This is a genomic window from Thermosynechococcus sp. M3746_W2019_013 (genome assembly GCF_015296045.1).
Taxonomy (GTDB): Bacteria; Cyanobacteriota; Cyanobacteriia; order Thermosynechococcales; family Thermosynechococcaceae; genus Thermosynechococcus.
On record NZ_DVDW01000053.1, the window covers coordinates 1 to 19,421 of the forward strand.

Below are 19,421 nucleotides of genomic sequence, written 5' to 3' on the forward strand. Positions count from 1 at the left end.
CCGTCGAGCGCCTGGGCGAACTGGCTTTCAGCCTTGACGAACTTGAACAAGGCGAGCCACGCATCACCACCCTCACCGACAAACTCAACCGCACCTTTGATGTAGAAGCGGTTACCCGGCGATTCTTCGACGATTACAAAAAAGTCTTCGCCACGCTGCAACGCCAGCTCTTCAGTGCAACAGCCGACAAGGTCTGGGCGCACGATTACGCCCTGCAACTGCTCAACCGCCTGATGTTTCTTTACTTCATCCAGCGCAAACGCTGGCTCGGCGACAACCCCAACTTTCTCGCGGACTTCTGGCGTGCTTACAAAACATCCGACCAGCCCAAGGACACCTTCTTCGCTCGCTGGCTCTCCGTCCTGTTCTTCGAGGCGTTCAACAACAAGTTTCACGGCGGCCACCGGCAGTTTCCCGACGACATTCGTTCGGCGCTTCAGCTGGCCCCCTATCTCAACGGCGGCCTCTTCACGCGAAACCAACTCGACGATGCTTACACCATCAGCCTCCGCGACGAGTTTTTCGCCCTGCTGTTTGATGCGTTTGACGGCACGAGCCCCGGCTTTCTCGAACGCTACAACTTCACCATCGCCGAATCTACGCCGCTGGACATTGAGGTGGCCGTGGACCCCGAAATGATCGGCAAAGTCTATGAGTCGCTGGTCAACCTCACTTCCGAGGGGCTCGTCGAAGAGGATCAGCGCGGCGCTGCGGGCATTTTCTACACTTCGCGGGTGGAGATTGACCTGATATGCCGCCTGGCGCTGGTGGACGCGCTGGCCAATCGGCTCGGCGCAGACAAAAAACCGCTCCTTTACGACGCCGTCTTCGCCTACGAACCGGCCGAGAAAGAGGAGGCCGATGCGGCGCTGGCCGACCAGAACCTATGGCCCGAACTCCACCGCCTGCTGCGCGAAATCACCGTCTGCGACCCGGCCTGTGGCTCCGGCTCGTTCCTCGTGGGCATGCTCCTGGTGCTGGACGACCTCCAGGCCCGCGCCAATGCCCAACTCGGCATTGAGGAAACGCCCTACGAACGCCGCCGCCGCATCATCGGCGAGCAGCTCTACGGCGTGGATGTGATGGATTGGGCCGTCCACGTGGCTGAACTGCGCCTCTGGCTGCAACTGGTGGTCGAAACGGAACTTCAACCGGCGGAGCTCAAATTCCGTCCGCTCCTCCCCAACCTCTCCTTCAAAATCCGCCAAGGCGATAGCCTCGTCCAAGAGATCGGCGGCACGAGCTTCGGCTTACATCGCCAGCATTTGGATATTCCATCATCCCTTAAGGGCAGATTGACCCAGCTCAAAGGCAAAAAACTCCGCTTCTATCAGGGCGAACAAGGCTTGCGCGAGACTGACCTCAAAAAAGAAGAACTCGACCTCTTCCGCGACATTCTCGCCCACAAACGACACGCGCTACAAAACCACATTGCCGAGCTCACCCGGCAAATCAAATCGCCGGCGGTACAAGGCTCCCTGCCGGGCATAGACGCTGGGACCGATCAGGCTGCGCAACGTTACATGGAGCAACTCCGCGCCGAACGCAAGGAAAAAGAGGCCGAACTCGACCGCCTCACCCGCGCGCTCTCCGCACTCAGGAGCCCGCAGCAGGTTCCCTTCGTCTGGGACATCGCCTTTGTGGAAATCTTCGAAGGGGAGAAAAAGGGCTTTGACATTGTCATTGGCAACCCGCCCTATGTTCGGCAGGAAATGATCGCCCCGCCCGCGCTCGACCCCAACGACTTCGGCGGCGAAACCTCTGACCGCTGGAAAGAGCAAAAGAAAGCCTACAAAGCCAAGCTCCAGGAGTCCGTCGCTGCCGCCTGGCCGCGCTTCTTCCGCTACAAACCCGCGAGAGCCGACTTCCGCAAGCTCGACGGCAAAAGCGACCTCTACATCTACTTCTATCTGCACGGGCTGGCCCTCCTCAACCCGCAGGGCAGCTTCTGCTTCATCACCTCCAACTCCTGGCTCGATGTTGGCTACGGTGCGGACCTCCAGGAGTTTCTCCTCAAGCACAGCCATGTCAAGTTTATCCTCGACAACGAACGGAAACGCTCCTTTGCCCAGGCGGATGTGAACACCATCATCGCCCTGCTCGCCCCGCCCGGCAACCGCCGCGAGAGCGGACTCGACCAGACCGCCCGCTTTGTCATGTTCAAAGTCCCGTTCGAGGAGGTGCTCAGCGCCGATACGTTCAAGGCGCTCGAGGCCGCCAGCGAACGCCAGAGCACCGATCGCTGGCGCATCACGGTTCGCTCCCAGCGCGACCTCTTTGAGGAAGGCCTCGATACCGGCGAAGACGAAGGGGAGGAAAGCTCCACGTCCAAGAAAAAATCCCGCGGCCCCCTCATCAAGACCGCCCGCTACCTCGGCAACAAGTGGGGTGGCAAATACCTGCGCGCCCCAGACATCTTCTTCACCATCCTGGAAAAGGGCCGGGGCAAACTGGTCCGCCTCGGCGACATCGCCGAAGTGCGCTTTGGCATCAAGACCGGCGCCAACGAGTTCTTCTACCTCGACGAGGAAAAAATCCGCCAGTGGCGCATCGAACCGGAATTCCTCAAGCCGGTGATCAAAAGCCCACGCGAATGCCGCTCCATCGTCATCAAGCCCGAAGACCTCAAGTACAAAATCTTCATGTGCCACAAGGACAAGAGCGAACTCCAAGGCACCGCCGCCCTCGAGTACATCAAATGGGGGGAATCGCAGGGCTTCCACCTGCGCCCAAGCTGCAGGGGTAGGCAGAGGTGGTGGGATGTGGGGGAGCAAACTTCATTTGATTTTGTTGCTTTACGATTTCGCCACGAACGCAATTGGACGCCTATTAATGTCACTCCTTCATTATTGGCCGGAGACATAATGTTTGTAGGTTCTTGGAATGACCGTGGCGCTGCTGATGCGTGTAATGCATTGGCTAACTCCACCTTTGCTATTTTCATCTCAGAGTTATTCGGTCGCGTGAACCTTGGAGAAGGTCTACTTACAACTTATGGGCCTGAAATCTTGCACTTCATCACGATTGATCCATCCGCATTGATACCTGTAAAAGATGAAATCGAGAGAACCTTTGATCGCCTAAAAAGTCGCGATGTTTACCCTGTCTTCAAAGAACTCTTGCAGCCCGACCGTCGCGCCCTGGACGATGTGGTGTTTGACGTGCTGGGCTTGACGGCCGGGGAGCGTGAGGCAGTGTATGAGGCGGTGGTGGCGCTGGTGCGGGCGCGGCTGGAGAAGGCCCGCAGTGTGTAGGGGCGACGCGTCGCCTCGCCTTACGACAAAACCCGACCGGAAAAAGCACGGAGTGTGTAGCCGTGCCCTACGACCCGGAAAAGCACCATCGGCGCAGCATTCGGCTGAAGGGGTACGATTACACCCAGCCGGGGGCGTATTTTGTGATCCTTAGTTACGAAGGAGCGGGCCCGTCTTTTTGGGAAGGTGGTGGCAGCGGAAATCGTAAACCAATGCTGGCAAGAAATTGCTATTTTTTCTATGGCGCAGTGGATGCGTTTGTTACAACTTGCTCCAATCACTCACAGCGTCCAAGCTGGGCGCCACCATTGGCAGGATTCCCAGGGGCTGCTCTCTCTGCTGGGCCAGTGTCGGTACCACCTCCCGCACGCGCGCAATCACCTGACCGGTTGTGGCATCGTAAATTTGCGTCAATAGCTTCGGATAGAGGCCAATGCCAATAATCGGCACCAACAGGCAGGCAATGATAAACACTTCACGGGGTTCAGCATCCACAAGGGCTTCATGTTCGACCAGTTCCTTATTTTCGGGGCCGTAGAAAATTTCCCGCAGCATCGAGAGCAGGTAAATCGGCGTCAAAATCACCCCCACTGCCGCCAAAAAGACCACAATCACACGGAAGGGCAAAGAATAGGCATCGCTGGTGGCAAAACCAATAAAGACCATCAGTTCAGCCACAAAGCCACTCATCCCCGGCAAAGCAAGGGAAGCCAACGAGCAGGCTGTAAACATAGCAAAGATCTTCTTCATTTTCTGACCAACGCCGCCCATTTCCTCCAAAATCAGGGTATGGGTACGGTCATAGGTAGCCCCTACCAAGAAGAAAAGGCTGGCCCCAATTAGGCCGTGGGAGACCATTTGCAGCACCGCCCCACTCATGCCCAAATTGGTAAAAGAGGCAATACCAATCAGCACAAAGCCCATGTGGGAAATCGAGGAGTAGGCAATTTTGCGCTTGAGATTTCGCTGGGCATAGGAGGTCAGCGCCGCATAGATGATGTTGACGACACCCAAAATCACCAAAACGGGGGCAAACTTGGCATGGGCGGCTGGCAGCATATCCACGTTCATACGAATAAGGGCATAGCCTCCCATCTTCAGGAGAATCCCCGCCAGGAGCATGTGCACTGGCGCTGTTGCTTCACCGTGGGCATCCGGCAGCCAGGTATGTAGGGGGACAATCGGCAGCTTGACGCCATAGGCCACCAAAAAGCCTGCATAGACCAGCAGTTGAAAACCAATGGCATAGTCCTTGGCCGCCAAGGTTTGCATATCAAAGCTGACGGTGTCGCCATAGAAGGCCATGGCCAAGCCCGCCACCAAAATAAAGAGGGAGCTACCAGCGGTGTAGAGAATGAACTTTGTTGCCGCGTATTGACGCTTGTGGCCGCCCCAAATTGCCAAGAGCAGGTATACCGGGATGAGTTCCAGTTCCCACGCCAGGAAAAACACCAGCATATCCTGCACGGCAAAAACAGCAATCTGGCCACCGTACATCGCCAGCATCAAAAAGTAAAACAGTCGCGGTTTCAGGGTCACTGGCCAAGCCGCCAAAATCGCCAGTGTGGTAATAAAGCCCGTGAGTAAAATCAGCGGCATTGAGAGCCCATCTGCCCCCACTGACCAGCGCAGGCCAATTTCGGGAATCCAATCATAGCTTTCCCACAGTTGTATGCCGGGGATGTTCAGGTCATAGAAATTGGTGAAGGCATAGACAATCAAGGCAAAGTCAATCAACCCCACCGTCAGGGCATACCAGCGGATTGGGCGTCCTTTGCCCGTGGGATCTGGAATGAAAGGAATCGCCAGGGCAGCCACAATGGGAAACAGGATAATTGTTGTCAGCCAAGGAAACGTACTCATGGCAATCGTGTTTACTCCTCCAGCAGTTGGGAAAGAACGATGACCGGGGCTAGGCTTGCACTGAGAAGATGACAAATCCCAACACCGCCAGTAGCACAATTAGGGCATAGAATTGGGCACGGCCATTTTGGAAGTATTTCAGCCCTTCACCGGTGACCATCGTGACAAAACCCGTGAGGTTAACCACGCCATCCACAACGTTGTAGTCCACTTCCAAAACCTGACGCGCTAAGCGCCGACAGCCTTTGATAAAGACCGCTTCATAGAGTTCGTCGAAATACCATTTATGCAGTGAGAACTGGTACAGCGGTTGAATGGCTTTGGCGATCGCCTGCGGACGGGGGGTGCCCTTGACATACATCAGGTAGGCCACAGTGATGCCAATCAGGCCAATACCCACAGAGCTACTCCCAAGGATGAGGAACTCCGTCAAATCCACTGCGTGCTCCGCCACCCTCTCCTCACCGGGGGCATAAATAAAGACCTCAAAGAGGTTATTGAAGGGAGTGCCCACAAAGCCAATCAAAGTCGAGGGAATTGCTAGCACCACCAAAGGCAGCGTCATTGTCCAAGGAGATTCATGGGGTTCAGCAGCGTGGTGATCCGGGTGGGCAGCGTGATCATGGTGCTCCTGTAGCTCTGGGGGCGCATTGCGGAACTTGCCCTCAAAGGTCATGAAGTACATGCGGAACATGTAAAAGGCGGTTAAGCCAGCCGTGAGCCACGTCAGCAGCCACATTGCCGGGTTGGCATGAAAGACGGCACCTAAAATCTCATCCTTTGACCAAAAGCCGGCAAAGGGAGGCACGCCAGAGATGGCCAAGCACCCCACTAGAAACGTTGCCCCCGTAATGGGCATATACTTGCGGAGCCCCCCCATGTAGCGCATATCTTGAGCTAAGTCTGGGTTATGGCCAACCACCCCTTCCATGCTGTGAATCACTGACCCCGATCCCAGGAAGAGCATCGCTTTGAAGTAGGCGTGGGTCATCAGGTGGAAGAGGCCGGCGCTGTAGGCACCTACCCCCATCCCCATGACCATGTACCCCAGTTGGGAAATGGTGGAATAGGCCAAGCTCTTTTTGATGTCGTTTTGAGTAATGGCAATAGTTGCCCCCATAAACGCCGTAAAGGCGCCCGTCCAAGCAATGATCCCCATGACTTGGGGCAATTGCTCAAATACAGGGAACATCCGCGCAATCAGGAAGACCCCGGCGGCCACCATGGTTGCGGCGTGAATCAGGGCAGAAATCGGTGTCGGACCCTCCATGGCATCCGGTAGCCACACGTGCAGGGGAAATTGGGCAGATTTGGCCACCGGCCCTAGAAAGACCAAAATAGCAAGAAGGGCGGCAAGACTAGGAGAGAGTAGCCCGCTGTTCACCAGGTCTGTCAGGCGATCGCCCATGCCGGCAAAGTCAAATGTGCCCGTTGCCCAAAAGAGGCCCACCATCCCCAACAGCAGGCCAAAATCCCCAACTCGGTTGGTGACAAAGGCCTTTTGTGCCGCTTCTGCAGCGCTTTTGCGGTCATACCAGAAGCCAATTAGCAGGTAGGAACACATCCCCACCAGTTCCCAAAAGATATAAACCTGCACCAAGTTGGGACTGACCACCAACCCCAGCATTGAGGAACCAAACAGGCTCAAGTAGGCAAAAAAGCGCACGTAGCCGGGATCATGAGCCATGTAACCATCGCTGTAGAGCATGACTAAAAAGGCCACCGTTGTGACGATGACCAACATCAAGGCCGCTAAGGGATCAATCACGTATCCCATGGCAATGTGGAGAGTGCCTGCCGCAGCCCATTCAATCATTTGGGTATAGGGGACGTGGCCTTGGACTTGGCTCCAGAAGAGACTCAGGGAATGCGCCATGGCGATCGCCATCAACGCCATGATGAAAATGGCACTGGGACGCCGCAGTTTCGAAGTGGTCTCTGAGAAGGCAATCAAACCAAAGCCAACAATCAGCGCTCCCAACAGGGGTAAAACGGGAATCAGCCAAGCGTACTGATACAGGGGTTCCATGCGTGCCACCTAACTTTTCATGAGAGCTGCCTGCCTAGACAACCAAATAGGTATGAATCGCTAGTGTAGGCAAAGCCCTTTACATTCTGCCATATCCCTTTTAGTAAGCAACGAGGGGTACCAGTTACAGAAAATTAAAAATATGGATTTTCTTTAGCTTTGCCGCCAGACCTGATGACACCCCTCCCTGAAAGCCGGCGTACATCTAACAAAAATGAGATGATCGGTTGATGAGCTTTGACAGTCACTTTGACGGCGTTGTGTCCCTTGCAGCCTTGGGAAAAGGGCTGTAGGGATGGAACAAGTAAGAAAGGCTCACCTGTCTAAGGATACATTGAGGCAGCGATGAGGGAGACCGCGATGGAATTGCATTTTGTAATGGGACGCTTGCACTGGCTAGGGTCTGTCATTGGGGGGGCGATCGCCCTGATTTTCATCCCCCCTACTGCCCTTGCCCAAAATGCCCCCGATTCGCGCATGGTGCAGCGGGTCGAAAACGCCACATTTGTCCTCGGCGAGTTTACATTCAATAGCAGCAATCGCATTCCCCCAACAATTATCCAGCGTGCCCAAGGGATTGCCATTATTCCCAATGTGGTTCAAGCTGGCTTTATCTTTGGTGGTCGGCGTGGTGCCGGCGTTCTGCTTGTGCGCAATGAAAAGAACCAATGGACTAAGCCTGCCTTTATTACAATGACCGGTGGGAGCTTTGGCCTGCAAATCGGCGCCCAATCCACCGATGTCGTGCTGGCCTTCATGGATAAATCCGTCATCATGCGCAGCTTGGCGCGGTCCTTTCGCTTAGGGGGCAATGTCTCCGTTGCCGCCGGCCCTGTGGGTGGAGAAGTCATCAGTCCTACCGACCCTAGTCCCCAAGTCTTTTCCTACACGCGCAGTGCAGGTCTTTTTGCCGGCGTTGCCCTTGAGGGCGCCAACATTAGTTTTGACCGTGGCGCCAGTACCCGCTTCTATGGCCGCTCCAACCTGACCCCGACGCAAATTTTCGAGAACTCGCCACCCCTCCCTTCCCCTCCCGTCCTCAATGGTCTCTACAATGCCCTTGCCCGTGCCGCTCGCTGATCCCTCATCAAGACAGTGATAAGATAGCAGTCAATAATCCGCGTTGTATAGAGAGAACACTATGGGACAGGGACAGGGTTTTGGCTTCGGCCTTGGCAAAATGAAGGAGCTGGCCGCCGCTATCCAAAAAGCGCAGCAAGTTCAAGAGGGCGCCAAGAAGCTTCAAGAAGACCTTGAAAAAATGGACATTGAGGGTCAAGCCGCCGGTGGTGCCGTGAAAGTGATTATGAGTGGTACCCAAGAGCCGCGGCGGGTAGAAATCAGCCCCGATCTGCTGAGTGAAGGGGCTGAAGTGCTCTCCGATTTGGTGACAGCTGCCATGCGCGATGCGTACCAAAAATCCACCGCCACTATGCGGGAACGGATGGAAGAGTTGACGGGTAATTTGAACGTTCCGGGTCTTGGTTAATGCACTTTTGCGCCCACCATGGCACCCAAGCTGCAGCTCCTGATTGTTGAGGATGACCCAATGATGCAACTGGGGCTAGGACAAGCCCTAGGGGAACAGTTTGCTGTGGTGGGTTATGCCGAAGATGGCTATAGCGCCATTGATTTGACACGGCAGTTACAGCCGCAAGTGGTTCTTATGGACATTGGCCTACCAAGGTTAGATGGGATTGCAGCTACCCAGCGGCTGAAGCGAGAGTTTCCTGACATTCATGTGGTGATGCTCACCTCTCACCAATCTGCCCTTGAAGCTGTTGCTGCCCTGTCTAGTGGTGCCGACGCCTACTGTATCAAGGGGGAAAGGGTTGAGCGATTACTGATGGCGATCGCGGCTGCCCAAGAGGGAGCCACCTACCTTGATCCCCAGATTGCTCGCCATGTCATCCAGCACCTGCATTCTCCCCAGCCGACAATGGACTATCACCTTTCACAGCGGGAACTGGATGTTCTGAAGCTAATGGTGGAAGGTTACAGTAATCCTGAAATTGCCGGCAAGCTATTTTTGAGTCCGAATACCGTCAAGACCCATGTGCGCGGTATTTTGAACAAGTTGGCGGTGGATGACCGGGTGCAGGCGGCAGTTGTTGCCCTCCGTAACGGTTTAGTCTAGGTCTTTCACAAGACTGAAGCACACTTGTTATGGTGAAGGGGAACCGTCGGTGTGTAGAGCCTGTGTCCTATGGCATCCCAGAGTCATGAGGCAACGGCTTTAGCCTCCGATGACTTCACCACCATTGCCTGGCACCCCAAGGGAGCGTAGCAAGGGGTACCCAGGGGGAACTCTGGGTTGGGCAAGCCAGTTAGGGAGAACCTGTGTGATAAAATCTTGCTGCGGGTTTAAGCGAGAGTGCCGATGAAACTCATTGATCGCTATGGCCGCCTTTTTGGCAAGGTGAGTCTTTTAGACCTTGGGGCAGGGCTTATTCTCCTGTGTGTTTTGGCGGGGTTATTCCTCCTGCCGGGGCGATCGGGCACCTCCTTGGCACAAATGACCGCTGCACAACCGATTGAGGTGGATATTCTAGTCCTAGGCCTAAGCACCCCTACCCCCCAAAATCTGATCCCGAAGGGCAGTACCGCCAACTTTATTATTCGTAACCAGCCCTACGGCCAAGTCACCGTGAAAAATGTCCAGGTTCTACCGCGCACGGTTACCGTTTCCCAGCCCGATGGGTCGGTTAAAGCCCTGCCAGATCCCCGTCCAGAGATGGCCTTTAGCAGCAACCTGCTCTTGACTCTCGAAGGCCGCGGCCAAATTACGAACAATGGTCCTGTACTGGGGAATACTGCCATCAAGGTAGGGACGCCCGTAGAACTAGAGGGCAAAGAATATAATTTCCGTGCCTCAGTGGTTGCTGTTAGGCCGTTGTAGGACAGTAGGCAATGCAGTCAATTTCAACCTTGACCCCCTTCGGCAGCCGCGATACTTCCACACAGGCACGGGCAGGCGCCGCCTCAGTATCCATGTACTGAGCATAGATTTCATTCATGGCTGCGAAGTCATTGAGGTCGGCGAGATATACAGTTGTTTTCACCACCTGTGACCAATCGCTGCCAGCGGCCTTGAGGACAGCACTGAGGTTCTCCATCACTTGGCGGGTTTGCTCCCTGATATCTTCGCCACCAACAATCTCACCCGTTTTTGGATCAAGGGCAATTTGCCCCGCAAGAAAGACCCAGTCCCCTTGCCGCACGCCTTGACTATAGGGACCAACGGGCATAGGCGCATCAGTAGTATAAATAATCACTTTCGTCATAAAACTTAAAACAATTACTATCGAGGGCGCGATCGCCCCAACTGCTCATTCTACAGGGGATTGAGCCACATCTACCCGTATCAAATCAATGGATATGATAGCCCATATATTATGCATTTATACCCCCACAATCATGTCAAGAATTCAAGCATCTTAAATAATGTTAATTATCGGCAAAGTCTGTACTCCCCTTCTATAATGCTGAATTGAGCATTCGCCTCCTGAACGGGCTTTATTGTTCCATTGTGGGTCTTTAGATTCACGATTCTTCACAATCACTGATCTAAAGATCTTTGTATATTCTCGAGGTGAATGCCCTCGTTCCTTCCTTGCCTAAGAGAGAGGAGAGACTCGATGACCATCAGTCCACCGGAGCGAGAGCCAAAGGTCAGAGTCGTGGTTGATAATGACCCGGTGCCCACATCTTTTGAAAAATGGGCAAAACCTGGGCATTTTGACCGCACCTTGGCCCGAGGACCCCAAACCACCACCTGGATTTGGAACCTCCACGCTCTTGCCCACGATTTTGATACACACACGAGCGACCTTGAAGATATTTCCCGCAAAATCTTCAGTGCACACTTCGGCCATCTGGCTGTGGTGTTCATCTGGCTGAGTGGGATGTACTTCCACGGTGCAAAATTCTCAAACTATGAGGCTTGGCTGGCCGATCCCACCGGTATCAAGCCCAGTGCTCAAGTGGTCTGGCCCATTGTGGGTCAAGGCATTCTCAATGGTGATGTCGGCGGTGGTTTCCACGGCATCCAAATCACCTCGGGGCTATTCCAACTGTGGCGTGCCTCTGGGATCACCAATGAGTTCCAGCTTTACTGCACCGCAATCGGTGGCTTGGTCATGGCTGGCTTAATGCTCTTTGCAGGCTGGTTCCACTATCACAAGCGCGCTCCTAAGCTGGAATGGTTCCAAAACGTGGAATCCATGCTCAACCACCACCTTGCCGGCTTACTTGGGTTGGGATCTTTGGCATGGGCAGGTCACCAGATCCACGTCTCACTACCCATCAACAAACTCTTGGATGCAGGGGTTGCTGCTAAGGATATTCCCTTGCCCCACGAGTTTATTCTTAACCCCAGCTTGATGGCCGAGTTATATCCCAAAGTGGATTGGGGTTTCTTTAGTGGCGTTATTCCCTTTTTCACCTTGAATTGGGCTGCCTACTCGGATTTCCTGACCTTTAACGGTGGCTTGAATCCTGTTACCGGTGGCCTTTGGCTGTCGGATACGGCTCACCACCATCTGGCGATCGCCGTCCTCTTTATCATTGCTGGTCATATGTACCGCACCAATTGGGGGATCGGCCACAGCCTGAAAGAAATCCTCGAAGCCCACAAAGGCCCCTTCACAGGTGCTGGCCATAAAGGTCTCTATGAAGTGCTAACCACCTCTTGGCATGCCCAACTGGCGATCAACCTTGCCATGATGGGTTCCCTGAGCATTATTGTGGCACAGCACATGTATGCAATGCCCCCCTATCCCTACTTGGCCACTGACTATCCAACTCAACTGTCGCTGTTTACCCACCACATGTGGATTGGTGGCTTCCTGGTCGTGGGGGGTGCTGCCCACGGTGCCATCTTCATGGTGCGTGACTACGATCCGGCCATGAATCAGAACAACGTTCTGGATCGCGTTCTGCGCCATCGCGATGCCATCATTTCTCACCTGAACTGGGTGTGCATCTTCTTGGGCTTCCACAGCTTCGGTCTGTACGTCCACAACGACACGATGCGGGCCTTTGGTCGTCCCCAAGATATGTTCTCCGATACGGGGATTCAGCTTCGGCCCGTGTTTGCCCAATGGGTGCAAAATTTACATACCCTAGCCCCCGGCGGCACTGCTCCCAATGCAGCAGCGACGGCTAGTGTCGCCTTTGGTGGTGATGTGGTTGCTGTCGGTGGCAAAGTGGCCATGATGCCCATTGTCTTGGGAACTGCCGACTTCATGGTGCATCATATTCACGCTTTCACCATTCACGTGACAGTGCTGATTCTGCTGAAGGGCGTACTCTTTGCCCGCAGCTCTCGCCTGATTCCCGATAAAGCCAACTTAGGCTTCCGCTTCCCCTGCGATGGTCCCGGTCGTGGCGGCACCTGCCAAGTCTCTGGTTGGGATCACGTCTTCTTGGGTCTGTTCTGGATGTACAACTGCATCTCCGTTGTGATTTTCCACTTTAGTTGGAAGATGCAGTCGGATGTCTGGGGTACTGTTGCCCCCGATGGTACGGTATCTCACATCACGGGCGGTAACTTTGCCCAAAGTGCCATCACCATCAATGGCTGGCTACGGGATTTCCTGTGGGCACAAGCTTCTCAGGTGATTGGCTCCTATGGTTCAGCCCTATCCGCCTATGGTTTGTTGTTCTTGGGTGCTCACTTCATTTGGGCCTTCAGCCTCATGTTCCTCTTCAGTGGCCGCGGCTACTGGCAAGAGCTGATTGAGTCCATTGTTTGGGCCCACAACAAACTGAAAGTTGCACCGGCCATTCAGCCCCGTGCCCTGAGCATCATTCAAGGCCGTGCCGTCGGTGTAGCCCATTACCTCCTAGGGGGGATTGCCACCACTTGGGCATTCTTCCTAGCTCGAATTATTTCTGTAGGATAGGGGCGAGGAGGAGATAACCAACTATGGCAACTAAATTTCCGAAGTTTAGCCAAGACCTCGCACAGGATCCGACCACACGCCGGATTTGGTACGCCATCGCCATGGCTCACGACTTTGAAAGCCACGATGGCATGACTGAGGAGAATCTTTACCAAAAGATTTTTGCCTCCCACTTTGGACATCTGGCCATCATCTTCCTGTGGGTGTCTGGTAGCTTATTCCACGTTGCGTGGCAGGGGAACTTTGAGCAATGGGTTCAAGACCCTGTTAACACCCGTCCCATCGCCCATGCGATCTGGGATCCCCAATTTGGCAAAGCCGCAGTGGAAGCTTTCACCCAAGCTGGGGCTTCTAACCCTGTGGACATTGCCTACTCTGGTGTCTATCACTGGTGGTACACCATCGGTATGCGCACCAACGGTGACCTGTACCAAGGTGCCATCTTCCTGCTGATTCTGGCTTCGCTGGCTCTCTTTGCTGGCTGGCTGCACTTGCAACCCAAATTCCGTCCTAGCCTCTCTTGGTTCAAAAATGCTGAATCGCGGTTGAACCACCACTTGGCAGGTCTATTTGGGGTTAGCTCCTTAGCTTGGGCAGGCCACCTGATTCACGTAGCCATTCCTGAGTCCCGTGGTCAGCACGTGGGCTGGGATAACTTCCTTAGCACCATGCCCCACCCCGCCGGTCTAGCACCTTTCTTTACGGGGAACTGGGGCGTCTATGCCCAAAACCCTGACACGGCTAACCACGTCTTTGGCACGGCACAGGGTGCTGGCACCGCGATTCTCACCTTCTTGGGTGGTTTCCATCCTCAAACGGAGTCCCTGTGGCTCACGGATATGGCTCACCACCACCTTGCCATTGCGGTGCTCTTTATTGTGGCGGGTCACATGTACCGCACCCAATTTGGGATTGGCCACAGTATTAAAGAGATGATGGATGCCAAGGACTTCTTTGGCACTAAGGTGGAAGGCCCCTTCAATATGCCTCACCAAGGCATCTATGAAACCTATAACAACTCACTGCACTTCCAGTTGGGTTGGCACTTAGCCTGCTTGGGTGTGATCACCTCCTTGGTGGCACAACACATGTACTCACTGCCACCCTATGCCTTCATTGCCCAGGACCACACAACCATGGCTGCCCTTTATACCCATCACCAGTACATTGCTGGCTTCTTGATGGTGGGTGCCTTTGCCCATGGTGCTATCTTCCTAGTGCGGGACTATGATCCCGCCCAAAATAAGGGCAATGTGTTGGATCGGGTGCTGCAACACAAAGAGGCGATCATTTCGCACCTGAGCTGGGTGTCCCTCTTCTTGGGCTTCCACACCTTGGGGCTCTATGTCCACAACGATGTGGTGGTGGCCTTTGGTACCCCTGAGAAGCAGATCTTGATTGAGCCGGTCTTTGCCCAGTTCATTCAAGCAGCTCATGGAAAACTACTCTATGGGTTTGATACATTGCTGTCGAATCCCGATAGCATTGCCAGCACTGCTTGGCCGAACTATGGTAACGTCTGGCTACCCGGCTGGCTCGATGCCATCAATAGTGGTACCAACTCCTTGTTCCTAACGATTGGCCCTGGGGACTTCTTGGTGCACCATGCCATTGCCCTAGGCTTGCACACTACCACTCTGATTTTGGTCAAAGGTGCGTTGGATGCCCGTGGCTCCAAACTGATGCCAGATAAGAAAGACTTCGGCTATGCCTTCCCCTGCGATGGGCCTGGCCGTGGTGGTACCTGCGATATTTCCGCATGGGATGCCTTCTATCTGGCGATGTTCTGGATGCTGAACACCATTGGCTGGGTAACCTTCTATTGGCACTGGAAACACTTGGGTGTTTGGGAAGGCAATGTGGCCCAGTTCAATGAAAACTCTACCTACCTCATGGGTTGGCTGCGAGACTACCTGTGGCTGAACTCGTCCCAGCTCATCAATGGCTACAATCCCTTCGGCACCAATAACCTGTCGGTGTGGGCATGGATGTTCCTGTTTGGTCACTTGGTGTGGGCTACGGGCTTCATGTTCCTGATTAGCTGGCGTGGTTATTGGCAAGAGCTGATTGAGACCTTGGTATGGGCGCACGAGCGCACTCCCTTGGCCAATCTTGTGCGTTGGAAAGATAAGCCCGTGGCGCTGTCGATTGTTCAAGCCCGGTTGGTGGGTCTGGCACACTTCAGCGTTGGCTATGTCTTGACCTATGCGGCCTTCCTAATTGCTTCAACCGCAGCCAAGTTTGGTTGATCCACTCACTAGTTAGCTTTTGTTAGTCCCCTGCCTCTGTGGTGGGGGATTTTTGTTTCCTATGGAGAAGGTGACCGAGTGACTGGAGGCACAAATCCCTTGAGAGATTGACAATAACTTGACAAAAGTCTAGTTTTATGGCTAGGGCAAAGGACACGGTTCAGTCATTATTGATTATTGAATGCCCAAGGGAACGGTGGGTGAGGCGATTCAATGGGCTGCTGCGTTGGACATGTCAACACGGTTAACTGTAGTTTGCTTTTAGTTTCTTATCTTTTTGTATCTCCTTCTATGGAATAGAGCTTTATTGCACTAAAGGTTAGCAACTTGTAATGTATCTCAGTATCCTAAAGATTTACTTAAAATCTGTTTTCAGAAACTTGACTTCATTGTTATTATAGGACTGAATTTCTCGGTTAGTTTTTGCTGCTCTCACTGGAGATACGAGTAATGCAGGGTAAGCTCGCATTCTTTATTATTTCTACATTTCCGTACAGAAACTATATTGAACAGTTATTGGCACAAGTCGATCTTGCAGAACCTTCTCAGATAGTTGGTGAAAATTCAGCTGGCCTTACCTTAGGTCTGGATAATTGGTGGGGGCTTTTAGTGCGGGTGATCATCGCACTTGCTTTGTTATTCATTGGTTGGATTGTTGCAATTGTTTTGGCAAGGGTAACAAGATCAATTTTGAAACGGCTGCGTCTTGATGAATGGTTGAGCCAGTTCTTGGGTGAGAATGAATCGCTGCGAAACCTATCACTAACAGCAATTCTCTCAGGAGTTGTTTTTTGGATCATCTTTTTGCTGGGAGTGGTGGCCTTCTTGGATGCGCTGCGACTCACAATAGTTTCCCAGCCTCTCAATGCTTTTCTGAATCAAATTTTTACTTTCCTGCCAAAACTAGGGGTTGCTATTCTGCTTTTGGATTTGGCTTGGGTCGTGGCAACCATATCGAAAATGCTCGTGACTCAATCTGCCCGTTCTCTCAATTTGGATCGTTCATTACCGCTGGAATCTGGAAAAGAGGACACTCCAGAGGGGATTCCCACAATGTCTGTGGCTGAGATGTTGGGAAATACTCTCTACTGGTTTGTGTTTCTCTTCTTTCTGCCCTTGATTTTAGGGGTGCTTAATCTAGAGGGCTCGCTGCAGCCTGTGCAAAATCTCTTAAACGATATCCTAGGGACACTGCCCTTTATATTGAAGGCAGTAATCATTGCTATTGTTGGCTGGTTTATTGCGCGAATTGTGCGCAGCTTAGTCATTAACTTAATGACATCTATGGGAATTCAACGCATTGGCCAGCGTTTGGGCCTAGGGCAGGCTAGTCTGGGTGAATCCCTGGCAACGGTTATCGGTACAATCATCTATGTCCTAATTTTGATTCCGACGGCGATCGCTAGCCTTGAGGCGCTGCAAATTCAAGCCATTACGGCACCGGCAACGGCAATGCTCAATGAAGTGCTGACGGCCTTGCCAAGAATTTTTACGGCCGCAATTATTCTCATTTTGGCCTATGTCATCGGTCGCTTTGTGGCTGAGATGGTGCAAAACTTCCTGCAAACAATTGGGTTTGATCAGGTTCTTGTCTGGTTGGGCATTGAATCTCTGCCTGCCACGGCTGTAGAACCTGCGGAGCGTCCTGCCCATTGGCGCCAACCGTCTGAAGTGGTTGGCATTGTTACTTTGGTGGGAACAATGTTTTTTGGGGCGATCGCGGCTGTGGATGTGCTGGATATCCCTGCCCTGACTGCCTTTGTCAGCGCCTTGATGATCATCCTCGGTCGGGTACTGGTGGGTATCCTCATCTTGGCCGTGGGCCTATACTTTGCCAATTTGGCGTTTCGGATTCTCGCCGCTTCTGGAACCTCCCAGGCCCGCTTTCTAGGCCAAGCGGCCCGAATTGCCATCATGACGTTTGTGGGGGCAATGGCACTCCAGCACATGGGCGTTGCTACCAGTATTGTGAACCTTGCCTTTGGCCTTCTTTTTGGTTCAATTGCGGTGGCGATCGCCCTGGCTTTTGGATTGGGATGTCGCGGGATTGCCGCAGCCCAAGTGGAAGAGTGGATTGCCTTGCTCAAGGGTAGAAACTCGAATCCAGAGTGAGCCATTGGGGGCTTCCCTGAGATTAGGTGTCCTAGTCATAAAAAATCCCCCAGGGTAAATTGGGGGAGCAGGGATGGGGATAATGTTTGTGCCCTACAGTTGGGGCACAAATCGCTCTTTATCGGGAACTACGGTGTACTCAGCAACAATCTGGCGGAATTCTTCACCATCAATGGTTTCTTTTTCCACCAGTAGATCCACCAGGCGGTCAATGACGACCCGGTTTTCGCGAATGATCTTAATGGCCAGTTCGTAGCTGTGCTGCACTAATTCCCGCACTTGGGCATCAATGCGAGCGGCAATTTCCTCAGAGTATTCGGTTCGAGACACCAAATCGCGCCCGAGAAACACTTCGCCATTTTGGGTTTCTAAAGACAGCGGCCCAAGGTCAGACATCCCGAAGCGAGTCACCATCTGCCGCGCCATTGCCGTTACCTGTTGTAGATCATTGCCTGCGCCGGTGGTGACTTCAGCATCGCCAAAGACAACGTATTCAGCTGCCCGGCCGCCCAGGGCACCAGCCATCCGCGCCATGAGTTGCGATCGCGAGATCAGCCCTGAATCCTCTGAGGGCATGAACCAAGTAAGACCACGGGCTTGACCACGGGGCACCAAGGTTACCTTTTGCACCGGATCGTGATCCTTGAGCAGCGTACCGACAATGGCATGACCCACTTCATGGTAGGCAATGAGACGTTTGCTCTTGCCATCAATCAGTGGTGTGCCCTCCATACCAGCAACAACCCGATCCACGGCATCGTCAATTTCCAGCATCGTGATCGCCGGCTTGCGACGACGGGCCGTGAGAATCGCTGCTTCATTGAGGAGGTTGGCCAAATCGGCACCGGTAAAGCCGGGCGTACGGCGAGCAATGGCTTCTAAGGACACTTCGGGCGCCAGTTTTTTGTTGCGGGCGTGTACCTTGAGAATTGCCAAACGACCCTTAATGTCAGGGGTATCGACAATGACTTGCCGGTCAAAGCGACCGGGACGCAGCAGCGCTGCATCAAGGACGTCGGGACGGTTTGTGGCAGCAATAACAATGATGCCTGTGTTGCCCTCAAAGCCATCCATTTCTGTGAGGAGTTGGTTGAGGGTTTGCTCCCGCTCATCGTTGCCACCGCCAATCCCCGCACCCCGCTGGCGACCCACGGCATCAATCTCATCAATAAAGATCAAGCAGGGGGCATTTTCTTTCGCTTTGCGGAAGAGATCCCGGACGCGGGAAGCACCGACGCCAACAAACATCTCGACAAATTCTGAGCCCGAAATGGAGAAGAAAGGGACGCCTGCCTCACCCGCGATCGCCTTGGCCAGCATCGTTTTGCCAGTGCCCGGCGGCCCCACCAGCAGCACCCCCTTGGGAATGCGAGCACCGACTGCTGTAAATTTCTCCGGCTTCTTCAGGAAGGTAACCACTTCTTGCAGTTCTTCCTTGGCTTCATCAACACCAGCGACATCATCAAACATCACGCCGGTTTTGGCCTCCATTTGAAAGCGGGCGCGAGATTTGCCGAAGTTCATCGCTTGGCCCGGTCCCCCTGGCACATTGCTGGAGCGGCGGAAAAGAAAAAAGAGTCCGCCCAAAAGCAAGATGGGGAAGAGTAAATTACCCAACAGACCCAACAGGGCACCATCATTGCGAGCTGGATGCACATCAATTTCTACGTGCTGCTCGCGCAGTTTACTAATGACTTCTGGCGCTGTCCCCGGCATATCTACCCGTACCCGCAGGGGGCGGCCGTTAATCAATTCCGGATCAGAGACATCCACAATGGCGGTGCGACCATTATCGAAAATGTCGACTTTACTAATGCGACCCGCATCTAGATAGGTGAGGAATCGCCCATAGCTCATGCGCGTACTGGCAGTATTCAGGGGAGGCTGACTTTGATTGAGCATAAAGTTGCTCACCCCTTGCCATAGGAGAATCCCAATGAGCAGTAGGGGTATTGACCAAAGGAGAGCAGTTTTCCAAGAGACTTTCATTGGCGGCGCTTTTTATCAG

At 53.6% G+C, this 19,421-nt stretch carries 12 protein-coding genes and 1 pseudogene; 9 read left to right on the forward strand and 4 right to left on the reverse strand.

All coding sequences use genetic code 11. The features are described 5' to 3' along the window. Positions 1-3,254: DNA methyltransferase (locus tag IGQ16_RS09820; RefSeq protein ID WP_297061317.1), on the forward strand; the 3,254-nt coding region annotated here is incomplete at its 5' end. 261 nt (positions 3,255-3,515) lie between these two features. On the opposite strand, the gene ndhD1 is transcribed toward IGQ16_RS09820, so the two are convergent. Both ndhD1 and IGQ16_RS09830 read right to left on the reverse strand, forming a co-directional pair. Next, complete coding sequence (gene ndhD1, locus IGQ16_RS09825; protein WP_297061319.1) at positions 3,516-5,117, reverse strand: photosynthetic/respiratory NAD(P)H-quinone oxidoreductase subunit D1; 1,602 nt, start codon at positions 5,115-5,117, stop codon at positions 3,516-3,518. A gap of 49 nt (positions 5,118-5,166) precedes the next feature. Next, positions 5,167-7,146, reverse strand: a complete 1,980-nt coding sequence (locus IGQ16_RS09830; RefSeq protein ID WP_297061322.1) for an NAD(P)H-quinone oxidoreductase subunit 5 — start codon at positions 7,144-7,146, stop codon at positions 5,167-5,169. Positions 7,147-7,506: 360 nt separating this feature from the next. Between IGQ16_RS09830 and IGQ16_RS09835 the strand changes: the two genes are divergently transcribed. The 4 genes from IGQ16_RS09835 (at position 7,507) to IGQ16_RS09850 (ending at position 10,045) form a co-directional block, all read left to right on the forward strand. Beyond that, a complete protein-coding gene (locus IGQ16_RS09835; protein WP_024125648.1) occupies positions 7,507-8,226 on the forward strand; it encodes a lipid-binding SYLF domain-containing protein in 720 nt (239 codons plus the stop codon). A 61-nt stretch (positions 8,227-8,287) separates the two neighbouring features. Beyond that, the gene (locus IGQ16_RS09840) at positions 8,288-8,635 is read left to right on the forward strand and encodes a YbaB/EbfC family nucleoid-associated protein (protein ID WP_024125649.1); all 348 of its coding nucleotides are present in this window, start codon (positions 8,288-8,290) and stop codon (positions 8,633-8,635) included. Positions 8,636-8,653: 18 nt separating this feature from the next. Continuing rightward, on the forward strand, positions 8,654-9,283 hold the full coding sequence (locus IGQ16_RS09845; RefSeq protein WP_024125650.1) for a response regulator transcription factor: 630 nt from the start codon (positions 8,654-8,656) through the stop codon (positions 9,281-9,283). Between the two features lie 243 nt (positions 9,284-9,526). Beyond that, the gene (locus tag IGQ16_RS09850; protein WP_297061325.1) at positions 9,527-10,045 is read left to right on the forward strand and encodes a DUF4330 domain-containing protein; all 519 of its coding nucleotides are present in this window, start codon (positions 9,527-9,529) and stop codon (positions 10,043-10,045) included. On the opposite strand, the gene IGQ16_RS09855 is transcribed toward IGQ16_RS09850, so the two are convergent. Then, on the reverse strand, positions 10,032-10,430 hold the full coding sequence (locus IGQ16_RS09855) for a RidA family protein (protein ID WP_297061327.1): 399 nt from the start codon (positions 10,428-10,430) through the stop codon (positions 10,032-10,034). The genes IGQ16_RS09850 and IGQ16_RS09855 overlap by 14 nt on opposite strands. 354 nt (positions 10,431-10,784) lie before the next feature. On the opposite strand from IGQ16_RS09855, the gene psaA reads away from it, so the two are divergent. From psaA to IGQ16_RS09875, 4 genes and pseudogenes are all read left to right on the forward strand, one after another. Next, positions 10,785-13,052, forward strand: coding sequence for a photosystem I core protein PsaA (psaA, locus tag IGQ16_RS09860; RefSeq protein ID WP_024125653.1), 2,268 nt, complete (start codon positions 10,785-10,787; stop codon positions 13,050-13,052). A 23-nt stretch (positions 13,053-13,075) separates the two neighbouring features. Further along, positions 13,076-15,301, forward strand: a complete 2,226-nt coding sequence (gene psaB / locus IGQ16_RS09865; RefSeq protein ID WP_297061330.1) for a photosystem I core protein PsaB — start codon at positions 13,076-13,078, stop codon at positions 15,299-15,301. A 450-nt stretch (positions 15,302-15,751) separates the two neighbouring features. Then, positions 15,752-16,291 (forward strand): annotated as a pseudogene (locus IGQ16_RS09870) (hypothetical protein); the annotation flags it as partial. A gap of 63 nt (positions 16,292-16,354) precedes the next feature. Beyond that, complete coding sequence (locus IGQ16_RS09875; RefSeq protein ID WP_255325349.1) at positions 16,355-17,413, forward strand: mechanosensitive ion channel; 1,059 nt, start codon at positions 16,355-16,357, stop codon at positions 17,411-17,413. Positions 17,414-17,506: 93 nt separating this feature from the next. On the opposite strand, the gene ftsH2 is transcribed toward IGQ16_RS09875, so the two are convergent. After that, positions 17,507-19,402, reverse strand: coding sequence for an ATP-dependent zinc metalloprotease FtsH2 (gene ftsH2 / locus IGQ16_RS09880; RefSeq protein WP_297039539.1), 1,896 nt, complete (start codon positions 19,400-19,402; stop codon positions 17,507-17,509). Positions 19,403-19,421 lie beyond the last annotated feature (19 nt).